23 protein-coding genes are annotated in these 18031 nt (G+C 67.7%); 18 read left to right on the top strand and 5 right to left on the bottom strand.

The window, feature by feature from the left end; translation table 11 throughout:
• Positions 1-223 precede the first annotated feature (223 nt).
• Both ACQPXB_RS40800 and ACQPXB_RS40795 read right to left on the bottom strand, forming a co-directional pair.
• Entirely contained in the window at positions 224-1312 is a 1089-nt protein-coding gene (locus ACQPXB_RS40800; RefSeq protein ID WP_432847139.1) for an MFS transporter, read from the bottom strand.
• A gap of 791 nt (positions 1313-2103) precedes the next feature.
• Positions 2104-3150 (bottom strand): hypothetical protein, encoded by a 1047-nt coding sequence (locus tag ACQPXB_RS40795; RefSeq protein WP_432847137.1) that lies wholly within the window; start codon positions 3148-3150, stop codon positions 2104-2106.
• 901 nt (positions 3151-4051) lie between these two features.
• Between ACQPXB_RS40795 and ACQPXB_RS40790 the strand changes: the two genes are divergently transcribed.
• Positions 4052-4936 (top strand): phosphotransferase, encoded by an 885-nt coding sequence (locus tag ACQPXB_RS40790; RefSeq protein WP_432847135.1) that lies wholly within the window; start codon positions 4052-4054, stop codon positions 4934-4936.
• On the opposite strand, the gene ACQPXB_RS40785 is transcribed toward ACQPXB_RS40790, so the two are convergent.
• A complete protein-coding gene (locus ACQPXB_RS40785) occupies positions 4896-6314 on the bottom strand; it encodes an XRE family transcriptional regulator (RefSeq protein ID WP_432847134.1) in 1419 nt (472 codons plus the stop codon). The genes ACQPXB_RS40790 and ACQPXB_RS40785 overlap by 41 nt on opposite strands.
• Positions 6315-6432: 118 nt before the next feature.
• Positions 6433-6777 (bottom strand): GntR family transcriptional regulator, encoded by a 345-nt coding sequence (locus tag ACQPXB_RS40780; RefSeq protein WP_364060327.1) that lies wholly within the window; start codon positions 6775-6777, stop codon positions 6433-6435.
• 123 nt (positions 6778-6900) lie between these two features.
• Between ACQPXB_RS40780 and ACQPXB_RS40775 the strand changes: the two genes are divergently transcribed.
• The 17 genes from ACQPXB_RS40775 (at position 6901) to ACQPXB_RS40695 (ending at position 17360) form a co-directional block, all read left to right on the top strand.
• Positions 6901-7236, top strand: coding sequence for a hypothetical protein (locus tag ACQPXB_RS40775; protein WP_432847132.1), 336 nt, complete (start codon positions 6901-6903; stop codon positions 7234-7236).
• Complete coding sequence (locus tag ACQPXB_RS40770) at positions 7236-7454, top strand: hypothetical protein (RefSeq protein ID WP_432847131.1); 219 nt, start codon at positions 7236-7238, stop codon at positions 7452-7454. The genes ACQPXB_RS40775 and ACQPXB_RS40770 overlap by 1 nt, the downstream gene beginning before the upstream one ends.
• A gap of 101 nt (positions 7455-7555) precedes the next feature.
• Positions 7556-8266 carry a hypothetical protein gene (locus ACQPXB_RS40765; protein ID WP_432847129.1) on the top strand — a complete coding sequence of 237 codons (711 nt, stop codon included), beginning with the start codon at positions 7556-7558 and terminating at the stop codon, positions 8264-8266.
• A 36-nt stretch (positions 8267-8302) separates the two neighbouring features.
• Positions 8303-8725 carry an SsgA family sporulation/cell division regulator gene (locus tag ACQPXB_RS40760; protein WP_432847128.1) on the top strand — a complete coding sequence of 141 codons (423 nt, stop codon included), beginning with the start codon at positions 8303-8305 and terminating at the stop codon, positions 8723-8725.
• Positions 8725-8874: a hypothetical protein gene (locus ACQPXB_RS40755; RefSeq protein WP_432847127.1), complete on the top strand. Its 150-nt coding sequence runs from the start codon at positions 8725-8727 to the stop codon at positions 8872-8874. Before ACQPXB_RS40760 ends, ACQPXB_RS40755 begins: the two co-directional genes overlap by 1 nt.
• Positions 8875-8918: 44 nt before the next feature.
• Positions 8919-9170, top strand: coding sequence for a hypothetical protein (locus ACQPXB_RS40750; protein WP_432847125.1), 252 nt, complete (start codon positions 8919-8921; stop codon positions 9168-9170).
• A complete protein-coding gene (locus ACQPXB_RS40745; protein ID WP_432847123.1) occupies positions 9167-9370 on the top strand; it encodes a hypothetical protein in 204 nt (67 codons plus the stop codon). Before ACQPXB_RS40750 ends, ACQPXB_RS40745 begins: the two co-directional genes overlap by 4 nt.
• 12 nt (positions 9371-9382) lie before the next feature.
• A complete protein-coding gene (locus ACQPXB_RS40740; RefSeq protein ID WP_432847121.1) occupies positions 9383-9721 on the top strand; it encodes a hypothetical protein in 339 nt (112 codons plus the stop codon).
• A gap of 137 nt (positions 9722-9858) precedes the next feature.
• Positions 9859-10359: a transglycosylase SLT domain-containing protein gene (locus ACQPXB_RS40735; protein WP_432847120.1), complete on the top strand. Its 501-nt coding sequence runs from the start codon at positions 9859-9861 to the stop codon at positions 10357-10359.
• A gap of 102 nt (positions 10360-10461) precedes the next feature.
• Complete coding sequence (locus ACQPXB_RS40730) at positions 10462-10659, top strand: hypothetical protein (RefSeq protein WP_364060360.1); 198 nt, start codon at positions 10462-10464, stop codon at positions 10657-10659.
• 91 nt (positions 10660-10750) lie between these two features.
• A complete protein-coding gene (locus tag ACQPXB_RS40725) occupies positions 10751-10990 on the top strand; it encodes a hypothetical protein (RefSeq protein WP_432847118.1) in 240 nt (79 codons plus the stop codon).
• Positions 10991-11068: 78 nt separating this feature from the next.
• Entirely contained in the window at positions 11069-11788 is a 720-nt protein-coding gene (locus tag ACQPXB_RS40720) for a hypothetical protein (RefSeq protein WP_432847116.1), read from the top strand.
• A 91-nt stretch (positions 11789-11879) separates the two neighbouring features.
• Entirely contained in the window at positions 11880-13103 is a 1224-nt protein-coding gene (locus tag ACQPXB_RS40715; RefSeq protein ID WP_432847115.1) for a hypothetical protein, read from the top strand.
• 78 nt (positions 13104-13181) lie between these two features.
• Entirely contained in the window at positions 13182-15500 is a 2319-nt protein-coding gene (locus ACQPXB_RS40710) for an FtsK/SpoIIIE domain-containing protein (RefSeq protein ID WP_432847114.1), read from the top strand.
• A gap of 300 nt (positions 15501-15800) precedes the next feature.
• Positions 15801-16187, top strand: coding sequence for a hypothetical protein (locus ACQPXB_RS40705; RefSeq protein WP_432847113.1), 387 nt, complete (start codon positions 15801-15803; stop codon positions 16185-16187).
• 86 nt (positions 16188-16273) lie between these two features.
• Complete coding sequence (locus ACQPXB_RS40700) at positions 16274-16423, top strand: hypothetical protein (protein WP_432847112.1); 150 nt, start codon at positions 16274-16276, stop codon at positions 16421-16423.
• A gap of 31 nt (positions 16424-16454) precedes the next feature.
• Positions 16455-17360 (top strand): bifunctional DNA primase/polymerase, encoded by a 906-nt coding sequence (locus tag ACQPXB_RS40695; RefSeq protein WP_432847110.1) that lies wholly within the window; start codon positions 16455-16457, stop codon positions 17358-17360.
• Here ACQPXB_RS40695 and ACQPXB_RS40690 read toward each other — a convergent pair.
• Positions 17357-17938, bottom strand: coding sequence for a hypothetical protein (locus ACQPXB_RS40690; RefSeq protein ID WP_432847108.1), 582 nt, complete (start codon positions 17936-17938; stop codon positions 17357-17359). The genes ACQPXB_RS40695 and ACQPXB_RS40690 overlap by 4 nt on opposite strands.
• Between the last annotated feature and the right edge of the window lie 93 nt (positions 17939-18031).

The following is an 18031-nucleotide window of genomic DNA, read 5'->3' as shown; positions in this document are numbered from 1 at the left end:
CGGTTCTCACTCGCGAGTGAGAACCGCCGATTCGTGTCTGAAGAATGTGCCCTTGGCAGGATTCGAACCTGCGACACCTGCCTCCGGAGGGCTAGACGGGTTGCTGGCTCGAAATGGCCTTTGACCTGCGTCAACGGGCGATTCGAGTCGAGCCGACCGGCGCCGCTGGGAAGGTATTGGGAACGGCTCACTGAGTGTGAGCGCCCGAGCGCATCCGAGACCGCTACGCCGGCCGACGGCGCCTATCGATGATCAATACGGTGCCGACGACGAACACGAGACCCCCGCCCACTGCCAAGGCGATGCCAGCAGCCTCGAATCCGATGACGCCGGCGAGTGCTGCGCCAGCAGCCGACAGTGTGATCTTGATAGCGCCCATGGCAACGAAGACCTGAGCGCGCCCTCTGGCCGGGGAGTACGTGGTTCGAGCGGCCAGCGTGGCCACGAAGAAGGGGCCGCTCAAGAACCCAGCAATCGTGAACGCGACGAGTGCGATCCCGAAGTCTGGTGCCACGCCGGCAAGAACGAACGCGACGCCGGTCGCCACCGTGTAGTGGATCGTGGACCGGTCCGGTTCTCCTTTGAGCGGCACGATGCTGGTGAAGATCGCGCCCGCCAGACTGCCCGCGCCGTAGAGTGCGGCGAGCAGTGCTCCGCTGGCGGTGTCACCCCGCAACTGGATTCCACGTCCAACGGCGAGGATCGCCAGTGAACCCGCGATGAAGGAGATCACCATCATGGCCACCATCGCCCGACGCAAGCCGCCAGCACGGGCGACATGGCCGACAATCTGCCCCATTCTGAGCGGCTCCGCAGTCTCCGAGCTGTCGTGTGCCACGACCGCTGGCAACGTCATCATGAGACCTCCAGCGACGACAGCGGTGCCGGAGACGGCCAGTACGGCGGTCAACGGCGTGGCGGCGGTCGCGATGCCGGCGACGATGGCTGGACCGACGCTTCCGGCAACCCCATAGGTGAGGGCGTCAAGTCCTTGGGCTCGGCGTTGAATGGCCGTCTCTTGCGGCACCATCAGAGTGAGCTGACTGCTCAACCCTGCCGTGAGGACGGGACCGCAGGTGCCCGACACCCCAACGAGCCCAAGCGAGAGTGCGAGCGGCGTACGGCCGATGGACAGTGCCGCAGCGGCCAGCGCTACGCCGTACACCACGCAACAGATCGCAATGAATGGTCGTCCGTCGCCGACGCGATCGAGACGGCGCGCGAGAAGCGGGCCCAAAAGATGCGGCAAGGTGAGGCAGACGGTGAACAGGCCGGCGTCGATGCCGCCACCACCCGGTTCGGCGACCAGCAATACCAGGCCAACGGTCGCACCAGCGTCGGGGATACGCGCGGACGCCGCGGCTTCGACGTAGTGCAGGAGTCGCCTTGCGGTCCCCGGTGAATGAGACAGGTCACACCGTCCAAATCGCAGGTCGCATGTCACATCAGGTGTCGGAGTCCGAAGTGGGTCAACCACCCTCCGCAAATCGAGTTACTCAGAACACTGAGCTTATCGATTGGACCAACGACATGGAAACACCCGGCAAGCACGCAACATCCTTGTCGCCGTCTCACCGAGAACCTGGAGAAACCAACCCCCGCAAGATTGATATGTCCGCTTCGTCTGTATGCTAGCCCGAACCTGTCGCCAAGCACCGCCCGTCCTCGCAGTAACCTATTCCGCATGTTCCGACATCTGCGGTTACCGGTATCGCTGGATCTCGGGCAATTCGTTGAGGAAGTCGCCGGTTGCGGCGTCGTTTGAGTATCGGACCCTGACTGGGTTGTGCCTGGTCAGAGGCCGATTTGTGCTGGTGGGCCGTGGTGCCCCCGGCGAGATTCGAACTCACACTAGACAGGTTTTGAATCCGTAGCATCACCCTTGTCCTGATCTGAGGCTTCCTCGCGTCGCTGCAGGTCACCTCTGCATCCGGGACCGCTTCGTCGTCGGCTGCTGCCGACATCGAGTGCTGTAGACCGCAAATAGACCGCAGCGGGTGCATTACACCGGTTGCCGACGAGCGTCCCTATTGGCCGCCGGCCCCGGGACAGCCGCCAAGACGGGAGAGCGTCGCGGCGGGCCATTTGGAGGCGACATATACGTCAATCGCCGATTGCGGTCGCAGCCTTGCTGCTTTCGTCACTATCTGTTTGGGGCGGGTCTGGGCGAACGGGGACGGGTATGGGATCCCACCAGAGGGCTTCATTGGTTTCGGTAGTGTCAATCGCAAATTTCTCAATCGCCCACTGGTCTACTTGCTGCACTGCCCAATGTGTTGCTATCACGATTTCCACGACTTCACTGCCGTCTAATCGATATGTCTTGCCAATTTCTAAGTCCTGATCCTTGAGCACCTTTGCGAAACGCTCGTCTACTACACCTCTTCGGTGTACTAGAATGTTCCTGATTGCGACTGCGCGAGACAGTGTCCGCCACAGGGGTGCGGAAAAGTCGGCTGGAAATGCAAAAGATTTCCTGAAGTAGCTTATGAGCTCCTGGAAACCCTTGAAAGAAAGATCTGAAATCCGCTTCTCGGTAGCCCATTTTACAAAGTCTTCGAGAGAGCCGTGCCGCAGGACTTCTTCAAAGCTCACCTGTTCGCCGCTTCGCAACGTCTCCGGTCGCTTGACGTGAATCAATGACGCCACATCTGCTAAGTATGAGAGAAGGTTATCGACCTCTCTGGTAACGATCATTTGCTGCTGAACCCCTGCCAAGCTGGTCGATATCTTCTTATAGTATGCAACTCGCTCAAGGGCCTTTCTCTCGGTTTCCCCAAAAAATTCATTATTCTCTTCAGTCTTGCCCTCGAATTTATCGTCCCGGTCCACGATTTCTTGAATCTTGTCGAGCGTCTTCGCTAGCGCTAAAACGTCCTGGTTTTGAAACTCTCCGTATAGAATCTGCTTCAAAGTTGAAATTTGCGATTTGTAGAATAGGCAGGCTACCGGTGAGGCAATAGCGGGAGGGCGGGCGTCCGCCAAAGCCTGGTCTAGATCTCCTTTTGGGAGTCCCAGCGCTTCTCTAAAAGTCATTTGGATCACCTTTGCGAAGATCTTTCCCCGACGTGCTTCTTTGGCGGTCTGCTTATTTAAGAGCGGGCGGATCGTCGCCGGTTGGACAGTGACAACTCCGGTGATCCGCTCCACGAACGCAAGTTCTCTGCGTCGTCGACGAGCTTCCGTAGGTCGGCGATCGCCTGCTTGGCAGACTGCCCAGGTCGTAGTCTCATGCTTCGATATCTCGGCTGGTATGCCGATCGTTAGCGGTTCGCCACGATTGGACGGCCGGGTGGCGGGTTGCTGCGATCGTTCATGGTGGTGGCGTGACCGCCTTGGTGTGGACCGCGAATGAACCGCACGTGGCCGGTTTTGTCGGTCGCCGTCACGCGCTACCGGTTGACACAAGATCGGCCCCTGACCGGGTTGCGCCTGGTCAGGGGCCGTTTTGCGCTGGTGAGCAGTGGTGCCCCCGGAGAGATTCGAACTCTCACTGGACGGGTTTGAATCCAGCCCAGAATTGCACTCTGACCTGCGTATGAGCTGGTGAAGACGGCGATTTGGGGCGCATCGGGGGTGGCCCACCCGGGCGAGGTGCCCTGTCGGCCGCCGTCGGGAGACACTTCACACGGCGAGGCGGCGTAAGCGTCCGCTTGAGCGTCGCCGGGTGACCCTCCCGCGAGGCTCCGATAGGGGGCGCTACGGCGATCTGAGGGCTTGTCCGGAGTGACAGAGCGACGACGGCCAGCTCTTGCGACCACTCCAGCAGGGTGCACTCAGGTCCGGCGGGAGTGAGGGCGAGGCCAGTAGCATCGTCGCATGGCAGACGAGGGCATCACGTGGCGCGCAACTCGCCTAAAAAGGCAGATGGCCGGGCCGAGCGAAGCGTGCTTGCGGCCGGCGCGGGCTTGTCGAGGCTCCGTCACCGTGAACACCTCGCGTGGCCAGATCGTCGAACCTCCTGGTCGTGGCGGCCGGGAGTAAACCTGGCCGCGCCTATACCGGCGGCCCGCGTTCATGATCTACGAAGGGCAGCAGATTGGGCCAAGTAGTGGCATTGACTGAGGAAAGTGCGCACGAAGCCCTCGGCGCGGCGTGCGAGAAGGTAGGGCTCGACTCGTCAGGGGCCGAGCTGATTCGGCTGGGCTCCAACGCGGTGTTCCGTCTTGTGACTCCCGTCATTGTGCGGATCACCCGCGATGCGGCAGCTGTGGACGAGGTGGCTACACAGGTCGCGGTCGCGCGCTGGCTGGCGAGTAAGGACTATCCGGCAAACCGTGCGCTAGACGTTGACCAGCCGGTGAACGTTAGCGGGCACGTTGCGACGTTCTGGGAATCAGTCGCGGAAGATGAGCGTTACGCCCCGATCGCAGATGTAGCCAGGCTCATTCGTGACCTGCATAAACTCGACGCCCCCGCAGAACTGCACCTGCCGGATAAGAGTCCGTTTGATGAGCTGCGGGAGCGGATGTCCACGCTAGATAACCTAGATCGTGCGGACGCGGATTTCCTGCGAAGTCGTATTGGTGACCTTCGTTCACGGTATGAGTCGCTTGAATTCGCCCTGGAGCCGGGCGTCATTCACGGAGACGCCAACGTCGGAAATGTAATCCTGGATCGCGGGGGGAACCCGGTACTCATAGACCTGGATAGTTTCAGTGTCGGCCCGCGCGAGTGGGATCTCGTGCAGACGGCACTCTTCTACGAGCGCTTCGGATGGCATACCGAGGATGAGTACCGCAAATTTGTCGACGTCTACGGATTCGACGTCATGTCTTGGGCTGGTTATCCCGTGCTCGCCGACTACCGTGAGGTGTCGATGACCCTCTGGCTGTGCGGAAAGGCTGGCCAAGATGCCAGGGCTGCCGACGAGGTGCGGAAACGTGTAGAGGCTATCAGAAATGGCGGGAACCGTCGTGACTGGGCGCCTTTTTAGAGTCTTGGGGTGTCCAGAGTCGAGTCGCTGAGGCTTGCTCGATAAAGTCAACGGTTGTGGCCGATCGGCCAACTCGGGTGAGGCGTGTGCGGAATTCATCGACGTACGCGCCGCACCGAGCCGATTTTAGAGATTCGCCAATGTGCAAGGCTTGCAATGCGACTTCGCAAGCCTTTTCCGCTTCACCCTGGTCGAGGTAAGAGTCTGCTAGGACCATGGTTGCAAAGAAGTCACTTCGCACGTACCCGCTTGCAGTCGGGCCGAGGGACTGAGCTGCATACGTCGTGGCGTCGACCGGGCGCCCGAGATCGCGGTTGCAATGCCCAAGTTCGGCCGCTAGCTCGGACTCATTGAAGTATCCGAACCAATCGGCAGGGTCGTTCGCTGGGTCGCGCCGTTCAAATTCGCGAACGGCCGCACTCATGGCACGGTCGCACTCGGCGGCATCGCCAAGCCGGGCCAAGGCGCGAGCTTCCATGGCGTAGAAATGAGCCGCGGCGCTGGCCGACCCTGCGTTTGCTGTGCCCATTCGTGCCGAGCGGGCGAGATTGGCGGCTTCTCGATACCGCCCGAGGAACGTTGCTTGATGGCTCATAGCGTCGAGGATGCTGGCGCCGAGAAGTCGATCGCCCGTCGACTCAGCGATGCGCAGGGCCTGGATGAAGTAGCGCTGGGCCATCCCGTGGATGCCGGCGTCGTAAGACATCCACGCACCAAGCAGCGTCGCTTGCGCCCCGGCCTTGAACAGGTCCCGTTGGACAGCTTCATCCCGAGCGGTCCCACCGAGGAGGCCGGCCAAATCTGTTCGAAGAAACTCGATGAGCGCCCGGCGGGCATGTCCTCCACCGTGCTCGCCGTCGAGTTGGTCGAACATCTCGGTCGTGCTGCGGATGCCGTCAACGTCTGCCTGGTTGACCTTGCGTTTCCCTGTGTCACTGAAAACGTCTTGGCGCGTGCTGACCAGCCAAGACAACGCGGCTTCGTTCCACGCTGCCGCGTTCGCTGGGGCGTTCAGCAGGGCGGACACGCTGTCGAGGTCGCCCTGCCAGAGGCGGGCGACCGTCTTGACGTTGTCAGCCGATTCATTGGGGTAGGTGAGACCCAGGTCGGGACTGACCTTCAGCGCCGCTCCGAAGCCGACTTCGTCCACGGCGATTGACCTGCCAAGACGGCTTCCCAGCGCGCGCACGATCGCCTGGCGGGTGGCGGCATCGCGGGGGACCATGCCATCCAGCCAGCGCCTGACGTAGGTGTGCGTGAACGTCCGGTTGGCGTGTTGGCCGACCGCGCGTGCGAAGACTTTTAGGCCGACTGACCCGTCGTCCTTCAGGAAGCCGGCCTCGCGCATCAGTGCTGCGAGCTGCGCATTGCCGTCCACGTCACCTCCCGACTGTGCCTGAGTGTGCGAGTGTGCCCCCGAGTGTGCCCTGTTAGTGCAGGTCAGCGGCCTGTTTCATAGAGGCATGAACACGAACCGATTCCCGCAAGGGCAGGCGCTACGGCCGGCGCTCGAGTTCCTCGACCCGGCGCTGGAGCTCCTCCTGCGCTGCGCGCAAGTCGGCGAGTTGGCGCTGGACCTCCACCAAGGAGATCGGCGGCGTGTCCTGCGGCAGAGTGGCTGCTACGAACACCCCGATCGTCGGACGCGAGATCAACCAGCCCTCATCTTGCAGGCGGCCGACGGCCTTCTGGAGGGTATTGAGCGATACGCCGTGATCTTTGGCCAGGTCACGGTTGCTCGGAAGCTTCTGTCCGGGTTTCCAATCTCCAACTCGGATTGCTCGACGGACTGACTCTGCGACGCGTTCGTACGGCGCCAGACCTGCCGCTTCGACATCCATTCGATCAGCATACCCAGCCTGACTGAGGCTGACCTAGAACACTCGAATGGGCTAACGACAAGATGACTCAGGCTGACTTAGGCTAAGGCACGTCATCACGACGAGGAACGAGGAAAACCACTGATGAGGAACGCACACCCCACCCGCCGCGAGCTGGAGCTTCGGTTTGACGGGCTGGACGAGGACCTGGACCTGACCGAGCTGCTGGCGGGTCACCGCGACGGTGCCGCGCTGCTGGTCGAGACCGGCCCGGAGTGCGAGGAACTGGCCGAGGTCGCGGATCTGCTGGCGGAGTTCGATGCGGGGCTGGCGGCTCGTGAGACGGCCGAGGTTCCCGCCGACGTGGTTGCACTGGCGGACTGGGTGGTGGCCGGTGTTGCGGGCCAGGGCAAGAACGCCGGGTTGCTGCACGCGGTGATCGACATGGCGGCCATCGAGGCGGAAGGCGAGGTGGCGTGATGTACGCGCTGAGCGAGCTGGGGGAGCTGCAGTTCAGCCGCCCCGCGGTAGATGCGCCTGAGGCGGTCGTCGCCGCCTGGCACGAGCGTCGCGCGGTGGTGCTGGAGCACCTGTCGGCCGAGAACGCGGGCAGCGCGTTCGCGGCCGGGGCGGCGGAGTCCGCGCACCGCTACGCAGCACAGCTGATCGAGAACGGCACCACCACTATCGCGGCCTGACCGCCCCGCGCAATTTCCGCTTCCCTTTCCCACATTTCCCGCATTCGCCTCCGGGGACAGCCATGCCTGCTCCCGGCTCGGCCCGCACGAGAGGACCGCACATGTCTGACGCGTTGAGCACCGTTGTCGCGGCTCGGTTCCGCGACCTGGCCGACACCCTGACCCGCAACGCCGGGTTCCTCAGCACCGCCGGCCTGCCGGAGATCGTGGCCGGGGTCCGGGCGCGGGTTTACGGCGACGTCGCGGCGCAGCTGCGGTTGCTGGCCGAGGCTGAGGTTGCGGCCGCCGAGGGCAACCCGCTGGTGGTTGTGGCGGGCGAGAGTGAGATCGCGGCGGCGGTGGCTCGCCGGTTCGGGCACGTGGCCGGGTTGTTGGCCGCCAACGCCCGGCTCCTGACCCGTCGTACGGCCGAGGCGGGGTTGGCGCGCCGGGCTGCGGTCTACCGCGACGTCGCTTCCCAGATCCGGATGCTGGCCGACTCCGAAATGGAGCGCGCGGTGCTGCGTCCGCAGCAGGCGACCCGGGCGCCGCTGTCCAACACCGCGCCGGTGAGCCCGGTCGTGGCGAAGGCGGCGACGCGGGTGCCCCGGGTGCGGCCGGAGTTCCTGGAGTCGCTGGTGGAGGCGATCGCCCGCCGGCGCCGTCAGGGCTGGTCGGTTGCGCGGCTGGCGCTGTGGCTGCGTACCGCCTTGCGGGACCCGCAGATCGAGCAGGTGCACCCGTGTGCGCAGCGCTCGTTCGTCGCCTACGTGACCGACCTGCTGGCCGGGTCGGAGGTGAGCCCGCGCCGGGCTCGCTCGCTGGCCGCCTGACCTGTTGACCGTCCACGGCTCACTGAAGGGAGCCCCATGTTCACGAGCTTTGACGAGCTCTACCCGTCCGAGGACTGGGTGGAGATCGAGACGACCGCACGCCTCAACGACATCATCCCGGTACCGGCCCGGCTGCTGTATGAGCAGGGCGACCCGTGGGCCGTGACGCTGGTGCTGGACTGCGGCGCCGGCGGCGAGCGGGAATGGCTGTTGGGCCGCGATCTGCTGGCCGAGGGCATGATGCTGGCAGTCGGCGAGGGCGACGTACGAGTCACTCCCGAAGACGACCGGGTCTGGATCGAGCTGCGCTCACCGACCGGCCGCGCCGAGCTGGCGTTCTCCCGCGCCTCGCTGGAAAAGGCACTGGAGGCGACCGAGGACCTGGTGCCGCCGGGCGCCGAGGCCGAGTACTTCGACTGGGACCGCGAGTGGGACTTGCTCACCGGGGAGGTGGCGTGATGAGTGGCCGCTTCCGCCGCCAGGAGGTGGCGGTGCGGGTAACCCGCGCCTTCCACGCGGACCCGGCGACCACCTGGCGCGACACCTACGAGCAGATGACCGCCTGGCTGTACGCCTGGGGCCCCGCTAACGGCGTCCACCTCGCCTGACCGCACACGGCCGATATCCGTTGACCTGAAAGGGAAACGCTGTCATGAACCTCATCGATCCTCGGCTGGAGCCGATCGACTCCGCCCTGAACACCGCCTACGACCGTCTCCGCGAGCTCGACAAGAACCGGCCGCCCGAAGGCGGGCGGCTGCTCCCGACCGACACCGAGGCCGCCGACCGCTACGGCCACGCCGCGGCCCTGGCCGAAGCGCTGGGCGCCGACCTGCGCCTCACCGAGGACGCGTTCCGCCCCGGCCCGGGTGCCCTGAATCGTCGCCGGGGCGGTGGGTCATGAGCGTGTTCGACATCGCCGAGCGGCACGGTCCGTGGCGGCTGGCCGCGTTCGCGGTCTCGGTGCTGCTGTTCCTGGCGCTCGGGCTGCTGCGGTCGCCGTTCGTGGCGATCGCCTGGATCCTGCGCGGCTTGCAGGCCGGTCTGGACCGCCGGATCACGACCTGTTTCGCCGGTCCGCTGGCCCCGAATCCCGTTACCTGAAAGGAGTTCAGCGTGGGTGAGATCGAAACCCGCAGCGACACCCGGGTCGCGCGGATCCCCGAGGGCAGCCGTGGCGAGCGGGCGATCGGCGCCCTGGGCTGGTGGCTGCCCGAGATCATCGCGGCCGGCCTGCTGTCCGGGCTGAGCGTGTGGGCGGGGGTGCCGTTCCTGGTCTACGTGATCGCCGCCGCGCTGGTGGCGCGGATCGCGTGGGAGTGGCCGCCCGTGCGGCGCAGCGCCCGCGCCGTCACGGCCCTGACCGGGCGGATCACCGCCCCTGCCCGGCGCCGCACCGACGACCCGGCCCCGCACGACGACGCGGCCGGGCAGCACGACGAGGTCGCCTCATGAGGGCGCCTCGCCCGCTCACCCGAGGGGAGGAGGTGAGCGCCCACGCCCGATAGCCCGGGCCAGGCGCGCCGCTTCCGGCAAGAACCTGCGCGCCTGACCGGGGTTTTCCAGTCCCTGCCTGAGGAACGGAGTGTCCATTGTCCCTGCTCAGCAAAACCTGCACGGCCGCGGTGCTGTTCGCAGCGGCCTCGATCGCCGTGGGCTACCTGAAAGGCGCCGGCGCGCAGGCCAGCGGCCCGGGGATCGCGGACATCCCGGCCGGCTACCTGGCCCAGTACCGGGCCGCGGGCGACACCTGCCCGAACCTGGACTGGGCCTTGCTGGCCGGTATCGGCAAGGTCGAAACCAACCACGGCCGCCTGCGCGCGGCCGGGGTGAGATCCGGGGCGAACTCGGCGGGCGCAAAGGGGCCGATGCAGTTCCTGACGCCCACGTTCAACGCCGTGCGCGCCCGGCACCGGGGGATCGGGTCGGACATCTACGACCCGGACGACGCGATCCCCGCGGCGGCGCACTACCTGTGTGATTCCGGCCTGGCGGCTGGGAACGAGTGGCAGGCGATCTACGCCTACAACCACGCCGGCTGGTACGTCGCGAAAGTCCAGGCTCAGGCCGCCGCCTACCGACGCAGCGCCTGACCCGCGATCACCGAAACACCGCAACAGCGCGGCGGCCATCGCCGCGCGGTCTCGTCACGCCCAACCCATCCCTTTTTGCTGACACCACTGGAGAAAACCACCATGAAGAAGATCATCGCTCTCGCTGTGTTCGCCGTGTCCGCGTGGCTGGCCTGGGGCGCGGGCAGCCTCCACCAGAAGGACCCGATCCACCACGGCGCCACCCCGATGCTGATCCTCGGCGCGATCGCGCTGGTCAGCCTGGTGGTGCTGTTCTTCGGCAAGGCCGCCACCTCGGCGAAGTCCAAGGCTCGCAGCTGAACCCCTGCACCGCACGCCCGGGCCGCGCACCCCGCGCGGCCCGGGTGGCGGTGCACCTCCGTTGCCGCGCGACCGAAAGGGCTTGCCGCCTATGCGCTTCGTCCTGGGCCTGATCACGTTCGTCGTGCTCTGGGCCGCGTTCCTGTTCGTCCTCGGCTGGCGAGTCAGCACCCCACACGTGGTGCCGCCACCCGAGATCATCACCTGCCCGCCGGTCACCACCGTGCCCGGCCCGAGCCCGTTGAGGACCACGACCACGGTCACCGCGACTCGAGCGGTGTGGCTACGACGCGGCGACCCGTGCCCTGGCGTCGTGGTGCCCACCCCCTGACCCCGACAACCGGCCCGGCTCACCAGATCCCGGTGGGCCGGGCCGGTGCCCATCACCCCCGACCGGAAGGACACCACCATGTTCGGATTCGGCAAGAAGAAGACCAAGCCCGCCAAGAAGTCCACCGCGCGCAAGGCCGCGCCGAAACGCGCTACCGCCCGGAAGGACACTGGCGCGAGAAAGGCCGCCCCGGCCCGCAAGACGCGGGCGATGTGCGTGGTGTGCGGAGAACGGAAGCAAACCAACACGACGCTGCGGATCTGTGGCCGCAAGCGCTGCGCCGCCGAGCTGCGGCAGCGATCCCAGCACACGCCCGCACCCGCCAAGCCCGCTGCGCCGCGGCCTGCCCCGGCAACCCGCCGCCCGAAGGCACCGCGCACCCGAACCACACCAGCCACTCAGACGCGACCGCAGACCACACCCGCCGCCACCGCGCCGACGATGACCGGCAGCGAGCTGGCCGGCTGGTGGAAGCAGGCCCAATCCAGCGCCCAGCAAGCCCAGATCAAGGACTGGAACCACCACCACCGCCAGCACCGCGACGAGATCGTCCACAACGCCGCCGCGCTCAACCAGGCCGCGGCCCTGCTGTCCGGGCCCGACCGCGCAACCCTCAACGACATCGCCCGCACCGCGGCGGCCATCACCGACGACCGCATCAGCCGCGCCGCTGAAGCCGACACCCGCGCCAAGCGGCCGAGCATCATCGCCGCCCAGCTCGTGACCCTCGGCGACCGGCTCACCACGCTCACCGGCAAGTACGAGCGAGCCGGAGTCATCCGCGTCAACCGCTCTTAGCTGCTCCGCAAACCCACGAGAACCAGTGACCACTGTGGACATTCCCGCCCTGGCCGCTGGGTGTTCCTCGGCGACGAAAGAGAGGTTGACCATGAGTTGGCAGGAAGAGCAGCGGGCGAACCGCGCGGCCAAGGCCGAGCAAGCTCGCCTGGATCAGGCCGCCCGCACGGGCGACCAGATCGCCCTGATGCGCGCGTCCGGCGAGCAAGCCCGCGCCGACCGCGAAGCAGCAGCCACGCTGGAGGCGGAGAAGGCCGACAAGCGGCGCGAAGCCTGGGATCGGCGCAAGGAGTCCCTGCGGGCGCTGGCGGGCGCTGTGTGGGCGTTCACGGCCGCGCACGTGGTCGATGTGCTGATCTACGCGATCGCGGCGGTGTCGTTCGCGATGGCCGCCCCGTCGATGAGCGACTACGGGGCGGCGGTGTACGCCTCGCCGCGGGGCGGGTTGCTGCCGCTGATCACCGAGCTGGGCATGTGGGCGTTCGCGGTCGCGGTGCTGGTCTCACGGCGGCGGACCCCGACGCGGCCGGTGTTCGGCCTGCAAGCGGGGGTGTGGGTGTTCGGGGCGCTCGCGTTCGGCGCGAACGCCCTGCACGGCCTCGACCGCGGCTTCGGTCCGGCGTCGATCATGGGCGTGGTGTCGGTGGCCGGCGTGGTCGCGCACCAGCTGGCGATCGCCACCCCGCCGCGCTCGCGGATCGAACGCCGCGCCACGCGAATCGAGCGGCTGGCGGCGGGGAAGGCGGCCGCCGCAACACGGGCCGCGGTCCGCGCGGCGACGGCGCAGATCGATGCCGACGGCCACGCCCGCCTCACCTACGCGGCCGGGACCTACCGGCTGAACTGGCGGCGCCAACTGGTCCCGGCCGTGCCCGACCTGGACGTGCCCGGCCCGCCGGACGCGCTCGATGCCGAGATCGCCGCACTGCTGCGGAACCCGGCCCGCCCCGAGTCCGACCCCAGGCCGGAACTCGAGTCCGGCGGCGGTGTCGCCACCGCCTCGGACCCGTCCCCGGAGAGCCGACCGGGCCCGACCCGCGACGGTGGCGGCGTCACGTCGGGCGAGGCCGAGCCGGACCCGTCGACACCCCGCCGGACCGCCCGCACCAAGCGGGATGCCCGGTCCCGGCCGGCCGTCACGACGGGCCGGGACGCCCGCTGGGAGCGGCTGCGCAACCGGCTGGCCGAGGCAGTGGTGGCCGGGGACATCGACCCCGAGACCGCCTCGATCTACGCCATCGCCAAGACGCTGCGGTGCGGCAAACCGGCCGCGAAACGGCTGCGCGAGGAACTGCACAACACCGACCAGGACTGACCCCGGCCCGGTCCGGCCCGGCCCGCACCGGGTCCAGACAGCACGGCCCGACGCGGGTTCGAGAAGGGAACAACCGACATGGCGCAGGACGACACGACACCCCCCGGGACCGGGGACAACAGCACCACCGGACCGGAACTGAGCGGTCCGGACCAGACCGGTTCGGGATGGACTACGGTGGTCCAGTTCCGCCGTCGCGAACCGGCCAAGACGATCGAGGGCCAGGTGATCGAGACCGGCGCCGACGTCACCGTCAGCGAGGCCCGGGCGACGTGGGGCACCCGGGTCCTGCACGGCACCGGCCGCGCGCTGTCCGGGCCGTCGGACGAGACCCGCGCCCGGCTGGCGGAGCGCACCATCGACCTGTCCTACCGCACCGGGGACGGCATGCGGACCGGTGCGCGGACCCTGCGCCGGGGCGGCCGGTTCGCCAACCGGCATTGCCGGATCATCGGCAAGGGCATCGAGGCCGCCCGGCAGCGTCGCCGTGCGGACCGCGAGTACACCGACCTCAAGACCGCGCGGGCACAGGCCAACGAGAAGGGCGACACCGCCGCTGTGGAGGCCCTGACCCGGCTGCACCACGAGGGCCGCCACGTCGGGGTGGAAACGGCGCAGAAAAAGGCCGAACTGGTCTGGTCGCTCACCTGGCGCGGCGCCGCCGCGCTCGGTGTGCTGTTCGTGGTGTCGGTGCTGGTCGGCGCGATCAACGGGTTCGGCCACTGGCTGGGGGTGTTCAACGCCGACGACGTCCTCGCCGTCTGGCGCGACGCCCTGACCGTCCTCTACACCGCCGGGGTCATCGTGGTGACCTGGTGGTGGGCGTTTCCCGCCGCGTGGGTGCTGCTGAAGCTCTCGCGCTGGTGGCGGGACGGAAACCGTCTCGGAGACCAGGTTCTGCCGGTTCACCTGCGCAAACAGGCCACCCAGAGTGGGCGGGGCGAGCTGACCGAGTCCGCACTGGTGCAGGCGCTGGCCAACATCGGCAACGCCAAGCTGAACGCGGTGATCAAGGAGGGGTGGCCGCACCGCGACACCGACAACGCCTGGGTGCAGTTCCCGATGGTCGACGGCAACGGGTGGGTGACCAAGATCCGGCTCCCGCAGGGGGCGCCGGTGGCTGCGGTCAACAAGGCCAAGGACACCCTGGCCCACAACCTCGGGTGCCGGCCGATCGAGCTGTTCATGCGGGCCGACGCCGAGGACCCCACGGTGCTGGACCTGTTCCGGCTCAACCCCGGGGCGCTGCGCGCCCCGGTCGCCCCGTATCCGCTGCTGCACGAAGGGAGCACCGACTACTGGCGGGGCTTCCCGGCCGGGGTGAACCTGCGCGGCGAGCCGATCATCGCCGACATCCCGGAACGCAACTTCGTGCTGGCCGGCGCGCCCGGCTCCGGCAAGTCGACGCTGATGATGACGCTGGCCGCTGGCGCGGTGCTGGACCCGCTGGTGGACGTGGACGTGTTCGTCTTCGCCGAGAACAACGACTACAAACCCCTGGCCCCGGTGCTCAACACCTACTCCGCCGGACCGGAAGACTCCAATGTGGAGGCCGCGCTGGATCACCTGCAACATCTCTACGACGACCTGACCGTCCGAGGTCAGTTGCTGATCAAGCACAACGTCACCAGCGTGCTGGAAGCCGGGCGCGACATCGTGGCCAAGGAGCCGGGGTTGCGGCCCCGGATCGTGGTGCTGGAGGAGTGCCAGCGGCTGTTCCGCCAGGACGACCCCCAGGAACGGAAACGGATCGTGAACCTGGTGATCAACCTGTTTATGGCGTCCCGCAAATACGCCGTCCACCTGGCGTTTCTGACCCCCAGCCCCTCGGATCAGTCCCTGCCGCGTGACATCGTCGCGGTCACCACGAACAAGGCGTGCGGGGCGATCGGGGACAAGACCCGCAACAACGTGGTCCTCGGGGAAAAGGCCTACGAGCACGGGATCTCCGCCTTGGGCCTCAAGCCCAAGACCAAAACCGCGCTCAACGACGTCGGCACGCTGATCACGGTCGGGTTCATGGACGAGCCCGGCGCACTGCGCTCCTACCGGCTCTCGCCCGAGGAACTGGAACGGGTCGCGGCGCGGGCCCTGGACACAAGGGGCGGCGCCCCCAGCACTCAGGACGTCGTGGTGACGCGCGACCCGCTGGCCGACATGCTCACCGTGCTGGCCGAGATCACCCCGCGCGAGGGCGAGCAGCACCCGCGCGCGGCCGCCGTCGCCTCAGCCCTGGCGGCCCGCTGGAACCACTACAGCGGGTGGCAGATCAAGCAGGTCACCGACCTGCTGGCTAAGCACGGCTACAAGGTACCGACTACGGACCGTGTGTTCCCGGTCGACCCGGCGCGGGTGGCTAACGCGCTGGCCGCCCGGGACTCCGCCGACGCGGAATGAGCCCCAGCCCCGGCCCGCTCACACCCCGAAACCGGGGGTGTGAGCGGGCCCGGCGGGGCCGACTCATCCGGCTCATTCGACGCATTCCAGCGCATTTCCGCTGCTCGCACCGCTGACCAGGCAACTCATCCGCCGAATGAGCCAGCTCATTCGCTTTCGCAAAACTCATCCGCCGACTCATCCCCACTCATTCGCCGCGCGCCCCGCCCGTCGGGGGCCGCCGCACCCCCCAGCCCGCCCGATCGCTACCGAACGTAGCGATCGGGCGGGCTTCGTTCTACCCCCGAGGAGAAACTCTCTGTGACCGTCACTCATACCGCCGCTGCCCTCGACCTGGCCGCCACCGACCTCAACGTGTGCACCGGGCTGGACGGCCCGCACGCGTTCTACGACGAACTCGCCGCCGTCTGGCACGCCGTCGGGGTCGCCGACCCCGCCGCCGCGCTCGCGCTGATCCAGGCCGCCGCCGAGTCCGAGGGCGGCCCGTACCCGACGAGCGCGGACCTGCCTGCGTTCCGGCTGCGCTGGTTCGCCTACGCCCACCCCGCCACCGAGGACGAACCCCGGGCGTCCGTCGTCGACGCGACCGCGCCCGGTGCGTTCCCGGACCAGATCTGGCGCCCGCACGAGGACACCGCGCCCGCCAGCCGCGCGATCGCCGACACCCGCGGCAGCTTCCAGCACTGACCTCGCCCCACCCCGCATGCGCCGCCGGGCCGGTGGCCGGGAGAGACCCCGCCGGCCCGGCGACACCCACAGGAAGAGATCCCCGCATGACGACCCGCATCACCCTGCCCGCACCCGCCCACGCGCACACCGGCCACGCGCCGCACCGGCGGTGGGGCTGCCGTTCCTGCGGTGCCCGCAACCGGATGCGGCAGCGCTGCTGCCACACCTGCCGCCAGATCCGCCCCCGCCGCTGACCTCTGTTGCCGCATCGAGAGGGAGAAACCGTTGGACCACACCGAGAAGACCGCACGTGATCCCCACCTGGCGTGGGCGCTGTACCTGGCCCGGCGCGGGTGGCCGGTGTTCCCGCTGCACCCGGGCACGAAGAACCAGCCCGCGGTCAAGGACTGGGAACACCGCGCCACCACCGACCCGGCCCGGCTGCACCGATGCTGGCAGGGAGGGGAGTGGAACGTCGCCGTTGCGACCGGCCCGGCCGGGCTCGTCGTCGTCGACTGCGATCTCCCCAAACCCGGACAGGACGGGCCCGCCGGTGCCGACGCGCTGGCCGAGGTCGCCGCCGGGCGTGGTGGGCCGCTCCCTGCGACGTGGACGGTGACCACCCCCTCGGGTGGGACGCACCGCTACTACCTCGCCCCGGCCGGGGTCCGGCTGCGCAACTCGGCCGGCCGGATCGCCCCCCGCGTGGACATCCGCGCCGGTGGCGGCTACGTCGCCGCGCCCGGCTCATCCACCGACCGTGGTGTCTACCGGGTCACCGACGACACCGACCCGGTCGAGCTGCCCGCCTGGCTGGTGCAGGTCTGCACCGAACGCACCACCGTCACCCCGACCCACACCACCCGGCCCACCGGGGCACCGGGCAAGCCGGGCGGGGCGACGTCGGCCTACGTCGCCGCCGCCGTCGCCGCCGAGACCGCCGCCATCCGCGCCGCCGCCGCCGGCACCCGCAACGACACCCTGTCCCGCTCCGCGTATGCCCTCGGCCAACTCGTCGGCGCCCACGCCCTGCCCGAACCCGACGCGCTCGCCGCACTCGAAGACGCCTGGGCCGCGTGGGGCGACGAGTCCTCGGCCGCCAAAGACCTCGGCCCGCGCGGCGTGATCGCCACCGCGCTCGCCGCCGGAAAAGCCAACCCCCGCCGCAACCTCGGACGGAGCGCCGCCTAGTGAGTGCCACCACGATCGAATGGACCGACGCGACCTGGAGTGAGGCCAGCTGGCTCAATGTCGATCACGACCATTTTGTCTTGCCGGTAGGAGTCCAGGTCGGGGAGATTCCAGTACTCGCCGGCGCGGATCTGATGGAACCTGAACGTCGCGTTGGTTTCGTTCGCGCCGATGATGCAACGCACCGGACTGGGCGGTTCGAGGGCGTAGACGGCGCGGCTCATCTCTCGGGCCAACGCGACTCCATGCATGAGAAGGAGTCGCTGGTCGTCTTCGCTGATAAACGGCTGGTCGTCGACCGTTGCGACGTCCACCTGGACGAAGTCCTCCAGATGGAACGAACTGTCGCTGCATTCCCAGAAGGTGAGGTCGGGGAAAAACGAAGGCGCGTTGTCAGCGTCCGCAGTGGAGTCGGCCCACGTCAGTACCTTTCCTCGGCGGCGGAGGCCACGAGCCACACGCTCACGAAGATCGTGCGCCAGGCCACCCGGTGGCTCGATGCGTCCGAACCCGGACAACACGTCCATGGCCTTGGCTGCCGCATCGTTCATCTTCAAGGTCAACACGTCGGCAAGCATTCCAGGCCGCTCTTCGCCAATTGCGGCATGTGTACGGCCTCGAGCCCGACGGCTGCCCGATGGCAAGGGCAAGCACACCCGCTGGTCGCACCC

Origin of the sequence: Amycolatopsis sp. CA-161197 (genome assembly GCF_050942255.1) — a bacterium.
In the GTDB taxonomy this organism is placed as follows: domain Bacteria; phylum Actinomycetota; class Actinomycetes; order Mycobacteriales; family Pseudonocardiaceae; genus Amycolatopsis.
Note: the sequence above shows the minus strand (reverse complement) of the source record. Positions and strands in the feature narration are given on the sequence as shown.